General features: G+C 37.1%; 14 protein-coding genes. 12 read left to right on the top strand and 2 right to left on the bottom strand.

Annotation, left to right across the window (positions count from 1 at the left end; all coding sequences use genetic code 11):
* Window positions 1-5: 5 nt before the first annotated feature.
* The 9 genes from ABXH06_RS07860 to ABXH06_RS07820 all read left to right on the top strand — a co-directional run bounded on the left by ABXH06_RS07860 (window position 6) and on the right by ABXH06_RS07820 (window position 8,928).
* Window positions 6-1,085 (top strand): pilus assembly protein PilM, encoded by a 1,080-nt coding sequence (locus ABXH06_RS07860; RefSeq protein ID WP_353517850.1) that lies wholly within the window; start codon window positions 6-8, stop codon window positions 1,083-1,085.
* Window positions 1,073-1,648: a PilN domain-containing protein gene (locus tag ABXH06_RS07855; protein ID WP_353517849.1), complete on the top strand. Its 576-nt coding sequence runs from the start codon at window positions 1,073-1,075 to the stop codon at window positions 1,646-1,648. Before ABXH06_RS07860 ends, ABXH06_RS07855 begins: the two co-directional genes overlap by 13 nt.
* On the top strand, window positions 1,645-2,241 hold the full coding sequence (locus ABXH06_RS07850) for a type IV pilus inner membrane component PilO (protein WP_311580526.1): 597 nt from the start codon (window positions 1,645-1,647) through the stop codon (window positions 2,239-2,241). Before ABXH06_RS07855 ends, ABXH06_RS07850 begins: the two co-directional genes overlap by 4 nt.
* The gene (locus ABXH06_RS07845; RefSeq protein WP_311580523.1) at window positions 2,238-2,774 is read left to right on the top strand and encodes a pilus assembly protein PilP; all 537 of its coding nucleotides are present in this window, start codon (window positions 2,238-2,240) and stop codon (window positions 2,772-2,774) included. Before ABXH06_RS07850 ends, ABXH06_RS07845 begins: the two co-directional genes overlap by 4 nt.
* A 41-nt stretch (window positions 2,775-2,815) precedes the next feature.
* Window positions 2,816-4,822 (top strand): type IV pilus secretin PilQ, encoded by a 2,007-nt coding sequence (locus ABXH06_RS07840; protein ID WP_311580520.1) that lies wholly within the window; start codon window positions 2,816-2,818, stop codon window positions 4,820-4,822.
* 142 nt (window positions 4,823-4,964) lie between these two features.
* The gene (gene aroK / locus ABXH06_RS07835) at window positions 4,965-5,483 is read left to right on the top strand and encodes a shikimate kinase AroK (protein ID WP_303449742.1); all 519 of its coding nucleotides are present in this window, start codon (window positions 4,965-4,967) and stop codon (window positions 5,481-5,483) included.
* A 3-nt stretch (window positions 5,484-5,486) separates the two neighbouring features.
* Window positions 5,487-6,551 carry a 3-dehydroquinate synthase gene (gene aroB / locus ABXH06_RS07830; RefSeq protein ID WP_353517848.1) on the top strand — a complete coding sequence of 355 codons (1,065 nt, stop codon included), beginning with the start codon at window positions 5,487-5,489 and terminating at the stop codon, window positions 6,549-6,551.
* Window positions 6,552-6,572: 21 nt separating this feature from the next.
* Window positions 6,573-8,060 carry an SPOR domain-containing protein gene (locus ABXH06_RS07825; protein WP_353517847.1) on the top strand — a complete coding sequence of 496 codons (1,488 nt, stop codon included), beginning with the start codon at window positions 6,573-6,575 and terminating at the stop codon, window positions 8,058-8,060.
* A gap of 40 nt (window positions 8,061-8,100) precedes the next feature.
* Window positions 8,101-8,928, top strand: a complete 828-nt coding sequence (locus ABXH06_RS07820; protein WP_353517846.1) for a Dam family site-specific DNA-(adenine-N6)-methyltransferase — start codon at window positions 8,101-8,103, stop codon at window positions 8,926-8,928.
* Window positions 8,929-8,946: 18 nt separating this feature from the next.
* Here ABXH06_RS07820 and ABXH06_RS07815 read toward each other — a convergent pair whose 3' ends face one another.
* Entirely contained in the window at window positions 8,947-9,132 is a 186-nt protein-coding gene (locus tag ABXH06_RS07815) for a DUF2970 domain-containing protein (protein ID WP_311580505.1), read from the bottom strand.
* A gap of 161 nt (window positions 9,133-9,293) precedes the next feature.
* On the opposite strand from ABXH06_RS07815, the gene ABXH06_RS07810 reads away from it, so the two are divergent.
* The gene (locus ABXH06_RS07810; protein WP_353517845.1) at window positions 9,294-10,445 is read left to right on the top strand and encodes a hypothetical protein; all 1,152 of its coding nucleotides are present in this window, start codon (window positions 9,294-9,296) and stop codon (window positions 10,443-10,445) included.
* A gap of 80 nt (window positions 10,446-10,525) precedes the next feature.
* Here ABXH06_RS07810 and ABXH06_RS07805 read toward each other — a convergent pair whose 3' ends face one another.
* On the bottom strand, window positions 10,526-11,200 hold the full coding sequence (locus tag ABXH06_RS07805) for a TorF family putative porin (protein ID WP_311580497.1): 675 nt from the start codon (window positions 11,198-11,200) through the stop codon (window positions 10,526-10,528).
* Between the two features lie 449 nt (window positions 11,201-11,649).
* On the opposite strand from ABXH06_RS07805, the gene rpe reads away from it, so the two are divergent.
* Both rpe and trpS read left to right on the top strand, forming a co-directional pair.
* Window positions 11,650-12,324, top strand: a complete 675-nt coding sequence (gene rpe / locus ABXH06_RS07800) for a ribulose-phosphate 3-epimerase (RefSeq protein WP_311580494.1) — start codon at window positions 11,650-11,652, stop codon at window positions 12,322-12,324.
* Window positions 12,325-12,385: 61 nt separating this feature from the next.
* Entirely contained in the window at window positions 12,386-13,390 is a 1,005-nt protein-coding gene (gene trpS / locus ABXH06_RS07795; RefSeq protein WP_311580491.1) for a tryptophan--tRNA ligase, read from the top strand.
* The last annotated feature ends 31 nt before the right edge of the window (window positions 13,391-13,421 follow it).

Genomic DNA, 13,421 nt, shown 5'->3' with positions numbered 1-13,421 from the left:
AAGTTATGCTGAAAAATCTTTGGAAAAAGAAAACTTCTTTGGTTGTAGGGATAGATATTGGATCTCATTCTGCGAAAGCGGTATTAATCAATCAAGGCACCGAGGGATATGTGTTGGAGGCGATAGCAACGGAGCTTATGCCTCGAGGTGCTATTATCGACAGAGAAATTCAAGATATTGAAGCCGTCGGTAAAGTTATTGCCAAGTTACGGAATAAAATTACAGCTTCTGCTACTCAAGCAGCTGCAGCAGTTTCAGGTCAAACAGTTATCACGAAAGTCATTTATATGGATGTTTCACTCAATGAGCAAGAACTCGCGAGTCAAATTGAAATTGAAGCTGACAGTCTAATTCCTTATCCTCTTGATGAAGTCAGTTTAGATTTTGAACCTTTAGATGTGAATGAATCTGATCCAACAAAAATTAATGTTTTATTGAGTGCTGCACGTACTGAATCTGTAGAAGCAAGAGTTTCGGCGTTGGAAGCAGGTGGTTTTACCACGAAAGTAGTCGACGTTGAATCTTATGCGGTAAGTCGTTCGTATGATTTAGTTTTACCCTTATTACCCGATGACGCTGTAGATAAAACAGTGGCAATCGTTGATATTGGTGCGATGATGACGTTATTTTCAGTGACCCATGCGGGCGAGCATTTATATAGTCGCGATCAAATGTTTGGCGGCGAACAATACACTCGTTCTATCGTCTCTTATTACAATAAATCTTTTGAAGAAGCTGAAGCGGCAAAAGTCAGTCGTGATTTACCACCCAATTATACTTTTGAAGTGCTTGCTCCTTTTCATACCGTATTAGTGCAACAAATAAGACGCGCAATTCAAATGTTTTTAACCTCAAGTGGTAAAGAAAAAATTGATTACCTTGTGATATCAGGAGGTTGTGCACAAGTTGAAGGCATTCATGAATTATTAAATGAAGAGCTAGGAATTCATACGGTTATTGCAAATCCATTTTCTCATATGGCGGTGTCTTCATCGATTAATGAACAAGAATTAAATCAAACCGCATCACAATATATGGTTGCCGCTGGTTTAGCTTTAAGGAGTTTTTCTACATGGCACATATAAATTTACTTCCATGGCGCGAAGAAGCTGAAAAAGCCAAACAACGAGAGTTTTTTACGACGTTAACTGCCATTGCTTTAGGTGCATTTGCGGTTGTTTTTTTGGTCAGCCAAGTGTATCAATTACGGATTGATGGACAAAATAACCGTAATCAGTATTTAAAAAATGAAATTGCTGTTTTAGATGCACGTATAAGTCAAATAAAAACGTTGAATGAAAAGAAAAATGAGCTGCAAAAACGTACCGCGGTCGTTGAGCAACTTCAACGAAGCAGAAATGTCGGTACGCAGGTGTTAGATGAAATTGCAAAAGTAGTGCCCACAGGTATCTATTTGGTTAAAATGGAAAAACAAGGCAGTAGCTTACAATTAATTGGTAAGAGTGAATCGAATAACCATTTAGCGAATATGATCAGAAAAATTGAAAGTTCAGACTTATTCACGGACGCAGTTTTAGAGTCGATCACTGCAAATGATGCGCAAAGTAAATTGTTAAGCGATTTTAAAATGAGAGTTAGAATAAAAGGGTTAACAGACGCAACGATAACTCAAGGAGCAAGCAAGTGAATATAGATTTTTCACAATTCGATAACCTTGAATTAGACAATATTGCGCAATGGCCGCCTTTAGCTAAAGGTGTCTTTTCAGTATTTATTGCTATTGTAGTGTTAGGACTAGGTTACGTGTTGTTAGTTAGCGATAAAATAGACACGTTAGATTCAGTCGTTGCAGAAGAAACGACGTTAAAACAGCAATATCAGGCAAAATATCATATTTCAGCCAATTTAGAGCTTTTTCAACAGCAAATGATAGAAGCGGAGGAGCTTTTTGCCACACAATTGAAAAGCTTACCTGAAAGTCATGAAACGCCAGGTTTACTCGATGATATTACTTTTGTTGGTACTACAAGTGGTTTGAATTTTGTTAAGCTTAATTGGCAACCTGAAATTACCCAAGAAATATATATTGAATTGCCGATAGATATTGAAGTGATAGGTACTTATCATGAGTTTGGTAATTTTGTAAGTAAAATTGCGGGCTTACCTAGAATTGTAACTTTGCATGATTTTGATATAGATATTAACAAAGAAGCAAACGGGCAATTGAACTTAAAATTACAAGCCAAAACGTACCGTTATTCGGAGGCTACAGTAGAATGAAAAAGTTAGCCATTTTGATCCCTCTATTTTTTATTGCTGGTTGTTTTGATGACACAAGTGATTTAAAAGCGCATATTGCTGAGGTGCAAGCGAATACGCCTAAACAAATTGATCCTATGCCGTCAGTACCGGTGTTTAATCATTTCGACTATTCCGTGAGTTCACTACGTAGTCCATTTGATATTCCACGACCTGAAGCTATTCAAGAAAAAATTCAACAAATGTCAGGATGCTTAAGTCCTGATCCTCGTCGAAGAAAACAACCATTAGAAAAGTTTTCTTTAAGTGATTTGACGATGCGTGGAACCTTAGGTGAATTAGGAATAACCTGGGCATTAGTTGAAGCATCAGATGCAACTTTGCATCGTGTTGCGGTAGGTAATTATCTTGGTTTATATCATGGTAGAATTACCGAAGTCAGTCAAAATAATGTTAAAGTAATCGAATTAATTCCAGATGGTGCAGGGTGTTGGGTTGAACGCGAAACTGTTGTCGCTATGGTTGAGTCAGGTTCAGAGGGGCAAAGGAAGTGATGGTGCAATTTATTAGAATAATTAAAAAATTGAAGATAACTATGTTTAAAAAAATTGCCACTATGCTGGCACTTACTCTTTTTTCATATACCGCGATAGCTGCAGAAATTACTGGTGTTAGTTATAACACCATGCAAAACGATGAAATAGAATTAGTGTTTATTTTATCTGAAAATATCGTTACGCAGCCTACCATTAAAACGTCAGTGAATCCTGCTCGTATTGATATTACTTTTGATGCAGAAAGCTTTGACGAACAAATAGCAAAAACTATTGTCGCTCATGCTGGTGTTAAAGAAATTTCAATTCAGAAACTTGCCGGGAAAGTCGTTGCTTCTGTCCATTTAGATCAATTATCTATTTTTGATGTCAGTCAAAGTGAAAACCAATTTAATTTATTATTAAATAAAGGCAATGTTGCTTCATTAGGTAACTTAACGCCGGTAGCATCAGAATTTATCAATAATATCGCTTCCATTGATTTTAAACGTGGTCAAGGAAATGAAGGTCAATTACTTGTTTATTTAGACGACAGTATGGTCGCTGTTGATGTAAGTGATCGTTTAGGCAAAGTATATGTTGAGTTTCATAACACACAAATTTTAGACGACTTACTTTATACGTTAGATGTGACAGATTTTGGTACTTTAGTGAAAGGTATCGAAACCTTTAGAGAAGGTAAGAATGCTCGTTTAGTTGTTGACATTGCAGATAATTTTACGTTTAAACATCAGCAATTAAATAATGTATTCTCTTTAACTGTTACTGAAAAAGTGAAAGTGCCAGGTTATTTAGGCGACTCTGAAGATTTTTCTGGCCGTGCAATTTCGCTAAATTTCCAAGACATCCCTGTTCGTACAGTACTGCAAATTATTGCAGATTATAATGGCTTTAATTTAGTTACCAGTGACACCGTTAATGGCAATATTACCTTGAGATTAGACGGTGTACCTTGGGATCAAGCGTTAGATATTATCCTTAAAGTTAAAGGGTTAGATAAACGTATGCAGGGTAATATCTTAATGGTTGCCCCTAGTGACGAATTGGCTGCGCGAGAAGCTAGAGAATTACAAGCGAAACAGCAAGTGGCTGAATTAGCGCCATTGTACTCTGAATATGTGCAAGTAAATTATGCGAAAGCGATTGAATTTGCTGCCTTGATAAAGAGTGAAGATAATTCAATTTTATCACCTCGTGGTAGTGTCAGTGTTGACGAAAGAACCAATACTTTACTGATTCGTGATACGGCTAAAAGTATCGAAGATATTAAACGTATGGTTAGCGTGTTAGATATACCGGTTCGCCAAGTGATTATTGAATCAAGAATGGTGACAGTTAAAGATAACATCAATGAGGAATTAGGTATTCGTTGGGGTGTTACCGATACTGATGGCGAGTTTGCTTCTTCCGGAGGATTAGGTGGTGCGGATTCTGCAAATGGTGGTGTTGTACCTGCCCTTGCTGATCGATTAAATGTTAACTTACCGGTTGCAAGCCCTGCCGGTAGTATTGCTTTTCAAGTTGCGCGACTTGCTGATGGCACTATCTTAGATCTTGAATTAAGCGCCATGGAAAAAGAAAACAAAGGGGAAATCATCGCTAGCCCACGCATTACTACAGCTAACCAAAAAGAAGCGTACATTGAACAAGGGGTAGAAATTCCTTATCAAGAAGCCGCCTCTAGTGGTGCAACCGCGACGCAATTTAAGAAAGCCGTACTTAGTTTAACTGTTACGCCACATATCACACCGGATGATAGAATTATTCTAGATTTGGTTGTCACACAAGATACGGTTTCAGATGTGCAAAGTGGCTCAGCACCAGCGATAGATACCCAAAGAATAGGTACGCAAGTTTTAGTGAACAATGGTGAAACGATTGTGTTAGGTGGTATTTACCAACAATCCATTATCAGCAGTGTTTCCAAAGTACCCGTATTAGGTGATATTCCATATTTCGGCTGGATGTTCAGAAATAGTAATAACTTTAACGAGAAAAAAGAATTACTTATTTTTGTTACACCACGCATAGTTACTGAAAGATTTTAAATTATTTGCAAGTAAGCTGTACTTTTGTACATTGCTTACTTGCAATTCATACCCAACAATTGCGATAATTACGCCCTTAAAATTTTCGAGGGAGGTTCCCTCTTACCTGTAAACGCAATTTAACGAGTATTAAGTTAGTCTCATGGCAGAAAAACGTAACATTTTCCTAGTAGGACCTATGGGTGCAGGCAAAAGCACAATAGGTAGAGAATTAGCTGATAAGCTTCATTTAGAATTTTTTGACTCTGATCAGGAAATCGAGCGCCGTACTGGCGCAGACATCGCTTGGGTATTTGACCTTGAAGGCGAAGAAGGTTTCCGTAAAAGAGAAGAAACCGTCATTGATGACTTATCAGAAATGCAAGGCATTGTCTTGGCTACGGGTGGTGGTTCAGTGATCAGCGATATCGTTCGTAATCGCTTATCAGCTCGTGGTATTGTGGTTTATCTTGAAACCACTATTGATAAGCAAGTGGCTAGAACTCAGCGTGACCGTCGACGTCCTTTATTACAAACGTCAGAAGATCCTCGTACAGTATTAGAAAACTTAGCGGTTGAACGCAATCCTCTTTATGAAGAAATTGCTGATGTCATCGTACAAACTGATGATCAAAGTGCCAAAGTTGTTGCTAATAAAATCGTTGAACGATTAGATTTCTAAAGCATGGCAACTCTCAAGCTTGACCTAGGTGAGCGTAGTTATCCAATATATATAGAGAGTAATTTATTTAATCAAAATAATTTGCTCTCTCAACATATTCGGGCAAAGCGAGTATGTATTGTCACGAATACTGTCGTTGCTCCTTTATACCTTGAAAAAATCAAATCCCAGTTACATCAATATCAAGTTGATGAAGTGATCCTTGCCGATGGCGAAGCAGAGAAGAACTTAAACAATTTCGACAAGATTATGTCGCACTTACTAGCGAATACACACGGTAGAGATTCTACTTTAATCGCATTAGGTGGCGGTGTTATTGGTGATATTACTGGCTTTGCTGCTGCGTGTTATCAACGCGGAATTGATTTTATTCAAATTCCGACGACATTACTCTCGCAAGTCGACTCCTCAGTTGGCGGAAAAACTGCCGTGAATCACCCTTTAGGGAAAAATATGATCGGCGCTTTTTATCAACCTAAAGCCGTGATTATTGATATTGATAGCCTAACTACCTTACCGAAAAGAGAATTTTCTGCAGGTATGGCTGAAGTGATCAAATATGGCATCTTAGGCGATGGTGATTTTTTTGCTTGGTTAGAAGCTAATACCAAGGCGATTAAAGCTGGCGAGCAACAAGTGTTAATTCAAATGATTGAAAAATGCTGTCAGTGTAAAGCCGATATCGTTTCCGCTGATGAAACTGAAGCAGGGGTTCGCGCATTACTGAATTTAGGGCATACTTTTGGTCATGCGATTGAAGCTGAACAAGGCTACGGTAATTGGTTACATGGCGAAGCTGTAGCCACTGGCATGGTACTTGCTGCTAAGCTTGCAGTAGCAATGAATTTGCTAGAAGTGTCAGAACTTCGTCGTATTGAACAACTATTAACTGATTTTGAATTGCCATTAATTGCACCACAAACGATGGGCTTTAATGAGTTTATTAAACATATGCGCCGTGATAAGAAAAATATTGGCGGTAAATTACGTTTAATTATTCCTACCGCAATTGGTAAATCTGTCATGCGTGACGATATTAACGAGGATATGCTTCAGCAAATTCTGTAGAAATTTACAGATAGGTGAAATATGTCTTCGTTAGCGCAAGCTCTTGAAACTCCAACACAATCAGAAAGTGTCACAACCATAAGTGCGATCGCACGTGTTGATTATATTTTACGATTTTCAAAACAAGCCGTTATGGTGGTTGATGAGCAAATAGCACTGTGTTCAAGTGTGGGTAGCCAATTTCTCAGTAACTTATCGCCTGATCATAATGCTGCATATATCACGATGTCAGCAAAGTTAAATGACTTACAAGTGCGCTGCCGTATTATTGAACAGTTATTTGGTAATACACTTTTTGACCCAGAACAGTCTGTGGCAGTGAGTTTAATAAATCTGGTTAAAAAGCATCAGCAACCAGTCACTATCGTTATTGATAACGCACACCTACTTTCATTACAACTAACACATGAGTTATGTCAATTAGCTGAAGTTGCAAAAAGATCAGATCATCAAGTTAGTATATTAATGTTATCAACGCCACAAGGCGGACTAAAGATTTGTCAGAATCCGACGTTATTTCATAAAAAATTAGCGATTATTTCGGCTCAAACAGGGCAGTTGATTTCACATAATGCTAAACAATTTAAACCCCCTAAAAATTATTTAGCAATAACGCCAATGAAAAAATGGCTAGCATTCTTTATTATGCTAGCTTTGCTTGCTGCTGGTAGCGTTTATTTCTTATTTAAACGAGATGTTTTTGGTTTTAGCACCGCAATGCATGATCATTTAGTTAATCAAACAGAATTGTCTGATAAGCCCGTCACCTTGCCTGACACTTTTATTCAAATAGATAAAGACACAAACGTAGTTGCAACAAAGAATAAGCAAGCAACTGCTAATGACATCTTAACCTCATTATTAGGTCGTCCAATAGATGATATCAAGCTTGAAGTGAGTACTCCTCAAGCCGCTCAACCTGTTGATATTATCAATGCGATTGAAGCTTACAATCAAAACGCTGATGTAAAAGCAACAACTGAGAATGAGTTAACTAGTGAACAGAAGCGTGCAATGGAGCCCGTATTTGTTACACCGGTTAACGATGTTGTTGTAGCCGAAAAAAAGACCGAAAGCATCGACAAAGCTAGCGATATGAATATTGAATCTGTTGAAGTAATTCCAGCGAATAATGCCATCGACGACAAACAACAGGTTACAAAATCAGAACCGGCGATAATCAAAGGTCAATATCAAGGTCAAGAGCAAGGTTTTGTGATTCAAATTGCGGGATTTACTCAACAAAATATTTTGGATGAGTTTATGGCGGAGTACCAAAGCTTGCCACTTTTTCAATACAAACGTGTCGTGAATGATGAAATTATGACAATAGTGACTAGTGAATACTTTCAAGATCGACAACAAGCAGAACAAGCAATTGGCCAACTTCCACAAACGATCCAAGAAAGATCGCCTTGGATCAAAGCTATCACAACGATTAATGATGAAATCAATCGCTTTCAACGCTCCCAATCAGTAGAAAATCAAGTTACAATTCCCGTTTCTTAGTCTTTGAAGGCTAATCTGTCGTATTAGGGTTTTGAGCTAAATGGTAAAAAAACATCGAGCGTTTTTAAAGTGGGCTGGCGGAAAATACAGTCTTAGCGATGTTATTAATAAAATGCTGCCATCGGGTGATAGGCTGATTGAGCCTTTTGTTGGTGCTGGCTCTGTCTTTTTAAATAGCGATCATGAAAGTTATATCTTAAATGATATCAATAAAGATTTGATTAATTTATATCAGATCATTCAAAGTAAACCTCAATGTTTTATTGATGACGCAAAAGCGATTTTCTGTCCAGAAAACAATCAAGCAGAAGCTTATTATCATTTACGTACCGAATTTAATGCCACCGTTGATAAATATTACCGATCACTACTGTTCTTATATATGAATAGGCATGGTTATAACGGCTTGTGTCGATATAATAAATCTGGGGGTTACAATGTACCTTTTGGAAAATATAAAAAGCCATACTTTCCAGAAGAAGAGCTGTGGTTTTTTGCTGAAAAGGCTCAGAAAGCGATATTTATTTGTGAGAGTTATCGACAAACGTTTGCTAGAGCTGAAAATGGTGATGTGATTTATTGTGATCCACCGTATGTGCCGCTTAGTAAAACGGCAAGCTTTACGAGTTATGCTGGCAATGGTTTTGGTTTAGATGAACAAGCAGACTTAGCAAACGCAGCAGAAGAAATTGTTGAAAATAAAGAAGTTAGCGTGTTAATTAGTAATCATGACACAATATGGACACGTAAAATTTATCAAGGTGCTAATAAAAAGAAATCGATTCAAGTGGCGCGAACAATAAGTCAAAAGGGAGGAGGGCGAAAAAAAGTGGCCGAGTTAATGGTACTTTATAACGCCAAGTCATAACTTTAGGATGAAAGCGAGCTAATTTAGTACGAGAGAAACTATGCTAATTAAAGCGCCGATAAAAAGAATAACGCCAAGTAAGCCAATGATAACGAAGTGGCTGAATTTTCCTTCTGTAAAATCTTTCTCCCTGTTTTTATTACTCTGTACGCCTAAAAATGCTGAAGCAACACTTTTAACGGTGTTTCGTATCTTCTGACTCATTTTTTTCCTTAATACTTATTTGTATTGCTCTAATAGTAAACTAAAGACCAAGTCTAAAAGCAAGTATTCAATGCATCTTGGGTGTTTAATGCATATTACGTTATATTCATTATTCAAATAAAGACCGATATATCATATAGTTAAAAATCAGGGAAGTTTAAATGCCAACATCAAATATAACTAACATTAGCCAACAAGCGCTTTGGCGAATATCCTATACTTTATCAATTACTTTTCTGGTCATCATTGTTTTGACTTGGCTTCATGTAGATAACCATTATAAGCCGAATATCGATCAGCTTAGCACCACAGAACTTGCTCAAGAAAACCTCATTAAGAAGTTACAAAATACCGCTCATCCTTCTGAGCATGAGTTTACTTTTATTCCGACTGGCGTTTTTATTCAAGCCTTGGCTTTTAGTAGTTCAAATGACGTGAGTGTCAGTGGTTATATTTGGCAGAAGTTTCCTGATTCTATTGATCAACCTCAAGAAGTGAAACCCAGTTTTATATTTCCTGAACAAGTAGAAGGTTCAGAAATGGAATTGCAATACCAGCAAATGGTGGAAGATGGTACGGTTTATGGCTGGAGTTTCAATGTTGTATTAAGACAGAAATTTAATTATTTAGACTACCCATTAGATCATAAAACGGTTTGGATCAGAATTTCGCCGTCTATTTCAGAGAGAAATTTGGTTTTTACGCCAGCGTTAGAAAATTATAAATCTACCGAAATTGGTCAATCTTTTGGAATAGAAGATAATTTGGTGTTGGGAGATTGGCAAGTAGATGAGACGTTTTTCGATTATAAATCGATACACTATGATACAAATTTCGGGACAAGTTTTAAGTCGCAACAATATGAATACCCAGAACTTTATTTTAATATTGTGCTGAAAAGAAAGTTCTTAAATGCTTTCATCATTAACTTAGTACCTTTGTTAACGGTAGCAACATTATTATTCGCTGTGTTGATGACGATCACCGCAGAGCCTAAAAAACGTGAGACATTAGGGTTTAATTTTACCGGCGTTATTTCCATCGTTTCAGCATTGTTTTTTGTCGTGTTAATTGCACATATTCAACTTCGAGAACAGTTTTCTGAGGACGGCATCGTTTATATCGAATATTTCTTTTTATTGATGTACTTCACAATGGTGATGTTAATTATGAATACCTATTTCTTTTCGCGAGGAAAAGACGTTACTTTAAAATGGATAATGGCTGAAGATAATTTATTACCTAAACTATGCTTTTGGCCATTTACTTTAGGTGTGATGGCATTGATCACTTTGATAAAATTTGTGTTTTGACGAATATAAACTAAAAAACGCATAGATAAACTATGCGTTTTAATAATTGTTAAGGGTAGAGATACTTTAATAATCTCGACTTAAAAAGAAGCGCCGATGCTTAATACTAATGATTCTTCGCCTTTACCTGATTCAACATCTAATTCTTCTGAATTAGAAATTAATGCCACACCAATATCAAAGCCAGAAATAGATGTGCCGTATCCAAGTTCAACATATTCACCTTCAAAATCTTTACCCCAAGAACCAAGAGTCGCATAAAGTCCAGAATCGCCTTCTAAGGTTAATGAAATAAAATCATAATCAGACTCGTCAATACCTAAGTCTTTATCTTCTTCGTGAGTACCAACATTGTATGAAAGTGAGAAAATACCATAAGCAGCGCTTAAGTTAATTTCATTATATGCCGAATCAAAATCACCAGTGTATTGATAAGTTGTGAAGCCAGCACTTAAACTAAGACCGCTGTCTGTTTCTACTCCGTAACCCGCGTAGAAATCAACTTCGATACCATCTTGTACATCCGCAGCCCAAGTACCTGCGTAAAAACCACCTTTTTCAAGGTCTAAGCCACCGCTTGCAGAAGCAGTCGTCGTTTGTGCTATACCACGGAAAAAGTATTGTGATACAACACCTACGTTGCCACTTAATCCTTCAATACCTGCAAGGCCTTCTTCGGCACTAGCATTAAATGAAGCGATAGAAGCAGTTAAAAGAGTTGAAGAGAGTGCGATATTTAATAGTGTTTTTTTCATGTGATTCTCATTTAGTTTATTTTTGTTACTTTGAGATTGCAAAGAGAGTGCCTGAATAACAAAAAAAGTATTTATGTTTAAAATCAATTAATTAGATGTTTTTAATTATGGGAATCAATTTTCCTGTGATCAATAATAGTGCGAGTGTTTCAACAATGATCAAAAAAGGTGCATAGTTTATGATGGTTAATAGTAGGATAAATATTTGTTAATCGTTAATTTACTTTACCTTTCAAAAATAGTTGATGTGCTCTATTTTCAATAAAAAGTAACAGAGACATCTTTATAAAAGACATTCAAAATAGGATGTTTAGTCTTGCAGCAAGATGCTTTTTTATCCTGAGGTAAAAATAATTAATCTTAAAAAATAAAATAGCCAAATTTGTCTTTATGCTTCATTTTTAGTCGTGTTTTAGGTAAAGTAGCGCTGTTTTTTAAAGGGGAAAATAATGTCATCATATTTAATTGCGCCTTCCATTCTTTCAGCTGATTTCGCTCGTTTAGGTGAAGATGTTGCTAATGTCCTCAAAGCGGGAGCTGATGTCATTCATTTTGATGTCATGGATAATCACTTTGTCCCTAATTTAACGTTTGGTCCGATGATTTGTCAGTCATTACGCGATTATGGTATTACGGCTCCCATTGATGTGCATTTGATGGTGAAACCTGTCGATAGTCTTATCCCTAGTTTTGCCAAAGCCGGCGCTGATATTATTACTTTTCATCCTGAAGGCAGTGATCATATCGATAGAACGTTGCAATTGATTAAAGATCATGGCTGTAAGGCTGGCCTAGTATTAAATCCAGCCACCCCTTTGCATTGTTTAGATTTTGTTATGGATAAGCTTGATGTAATTTTACTAATGTCTGTAAATCCAGGTTTTGGCGGACAATCATTTATCCCGACAACTTTAGATAAAATTAAGTTGGTACGTGAGAAAATTGTAGCTAGTGGTCGAGATATTCGATTAGAAGTAGATGGTGGCGTTAAGGCCGATAATATTGCCGAAATAGCGGCGGCGGGTGCAGATATGTTTGTTGCAGGTTCGGCTATTTTTTCAAAAGATGATTATCAGCAAGCAATAGATGAAATGCGAGCACAACTCGCAACAGTGAAACAATAAGCTAAAATTGGTTAAGTTGATCAATTTTTTTAAATAAATCGTATTTAGGTAAAGAGAACTCATGAGTAAACCTGTTGTATTAAGTGGCTGTCAGCCATCGGGTGAATTAACCATTGGTAATTATTTAGGCGCGCTTAAGCAGTGGGTAAATATGCAAGATTCACATAACTGCTATTACATGTTAGTGAATCAACATGCTATTACTGTTCGACCTGATCCTGCTGCGTTACGTAAAGCTACACTTGATGGTTTAGCTTTATACTTAGCTTGTGGCGTTGATCCTGAGAAAAGTACGATATTTATTCAGTCTCATGTGCCAGAGCATGCCCAATTGAGTTGGGTTTTAAGTTGCTACACGCAAATGGGTGAGTTAAATAGAATGACTCAATACAAAGATAAGTCACAAAAATCTGAAGCGAATATGAATTCAGGATTGTTTACTTATCCGGTGTTAATGGCGGCAGATATTTTACTATATCGTGCAGACCGTGTGCCTGTTGGTGATGATCAAAAGCAGCATCTTGAGTTAGCACGTGATATTGCTACGCGTTTTAATAATTTACATGGTGATGTTTTTGTTGTTCCTGATCCCTATATTCCAGAACATGGCGCTCGAGTAATGAGTTTGCTTGAGCCGACTAAGAAAATGTCAAAGTCTGATACGAATCCAGGTAATTTTATTGGCTTGTTAGAAGAGCCGAAAAAAATTGCTAAAAAGATAAAACGTGCTGTGACGGATTCCGATGAGCAAGCCCGTATCTATTTTAATATTGAAGAAAAGCCAGGTGTGTCTAATTTGTTATCGCTCTTGTCTTGTGCAACAGGGCAAACAGTTGAACAATTAGTGCCTCAATACGAAGATAAAATGTACGGTCATTTAAAAGGTGATGTAGCGGATGCTGTTGTTGCCATGCTAGAGCCGATCCAAGAAAAGTATCATCAGTATCGTAATGATCAAGCTCTAATGGAGCAAGTCATGCGAAATGGTGCAGAAAAAGCTTCAGAGCGTGCCAGTAAAATTTTGACTTCAGTTTACGATGCCGTTGGTTTTATTGCTAAACCATAACGTTTGCGATAAACAGCTATATTTATTCGGT

This window comes from Thalassotalea sp. SU-HH00458, from assembly GCF_040362795.1.
Classification (GTDB): domain Bacteria; phylum Pseudomonadota; class Gammaproteobacteria; order Enterobacterales; family Alteromonadaceae; genus Thalassotalea_H; species Thalassotalea_H castellviae.
Note: the sequence above shows the minus strand (reverse complement) of the source record. Positions and strands in the feature narration are given on the sequence as shown.

What these genes read in the sequence shown, in the direction of transcription:
- ABXH06_RS07820 (WP_353517846.1), top strand. Translation starts at nt 8,101, where the DNA reads ATGGTAAAAAAACATCGAGCGTTTTTAAAGTGGGCTGGCGGAAAATAC.
- ABXH06_RS07855 (WP_353517849.1), top strand. Translation starts at nt 1,073, where the DNA reads ATGGCACATATAAATTTACTTCCATGGCGCGAAGAAGCTGAAAAAGCC.
- ABXH06_RS07860 (WP_353517850.1), top strand. Translation starts at nt 6, where the DNA reads ATGCTGAAAAATCTTTGGAAAAAGAAAACTTCTTTGGTTGTAGGGATA.
- rpe (WP_311580494.1), top strand. Translation starts at nt 11,650, where the DNA reads ATGTCATCATATTTAATTGCGCCTTCCATTCTTTCAGCTGATTTCGCT.
- aroB (WP_353517848.1), top strand. Translation starts at nt 5,487, where the DNA reads ATGGCAACTCTCAAGCTTGACCTAGGTGAGCGTAGTTATCCAATATAT.
- trpS (WP_311580491.1), top strand. Translation starts at nt 12,386, where the DNA reads ATGAGTAAACCTGTTGTATTAAGTGGCTGTCAGCCATCGGGTGAATTA.
- ABXH06_RS07840 (WP_311580520.1), top strand. Translation starts at nt 2,816, where the DNA reads ATGTTTAAAAAAATTGCCACTATGCTGGCACTTACTCTTTTTTCATAT.
- ABXH06_RS07810 (WP_353517845.1), top strand. Translation starts at nt 9,294, where the DNA reads ATGCCAACATCAAATATAACTAACATTAGCCAACAAGCGCTTTGGCGA.
- ABXH06_RS07815 (WP_311580505.1), bottom strand. Translation starts at nt 9,132, where the DNA reads ATGAGTCAGAAGATACGAAACACCGTTAAAAGTGTTGCTTCAGCATTT.
- ABXH06_RS07845 (WP_311580523.1), top strand. Translation starts at nt 2,238, where the DNA reads ATGAAAAAGTTAGCCATTTTGATCCCTCTATTTTTTATTGCTGGTTGT.
- ABXH06_RS07825 (WP_353517847.1), top strand. Translation starts at nt 6,573, where the DNA reads ATGTCTTCGTTAGCGCAAGCTCTTGAAACTCCAACACAATCAGAAAGT.
- aroK (WP_303449742.1), top strand. Translation starts at nt 4,965, where the DNA reads ATGGCAGAAAAACGTAACATTTTCCTAGTAGGACCTATGGGTGCAGGC.
- ABXH06_RS07805 (WP_311580497.1), bottom strand. Translation starts at nt 11,200, where the DNA reads ATGAAAAAAACACTATTAAATATCGCACTCTCTTCAACTCTTTTAACT.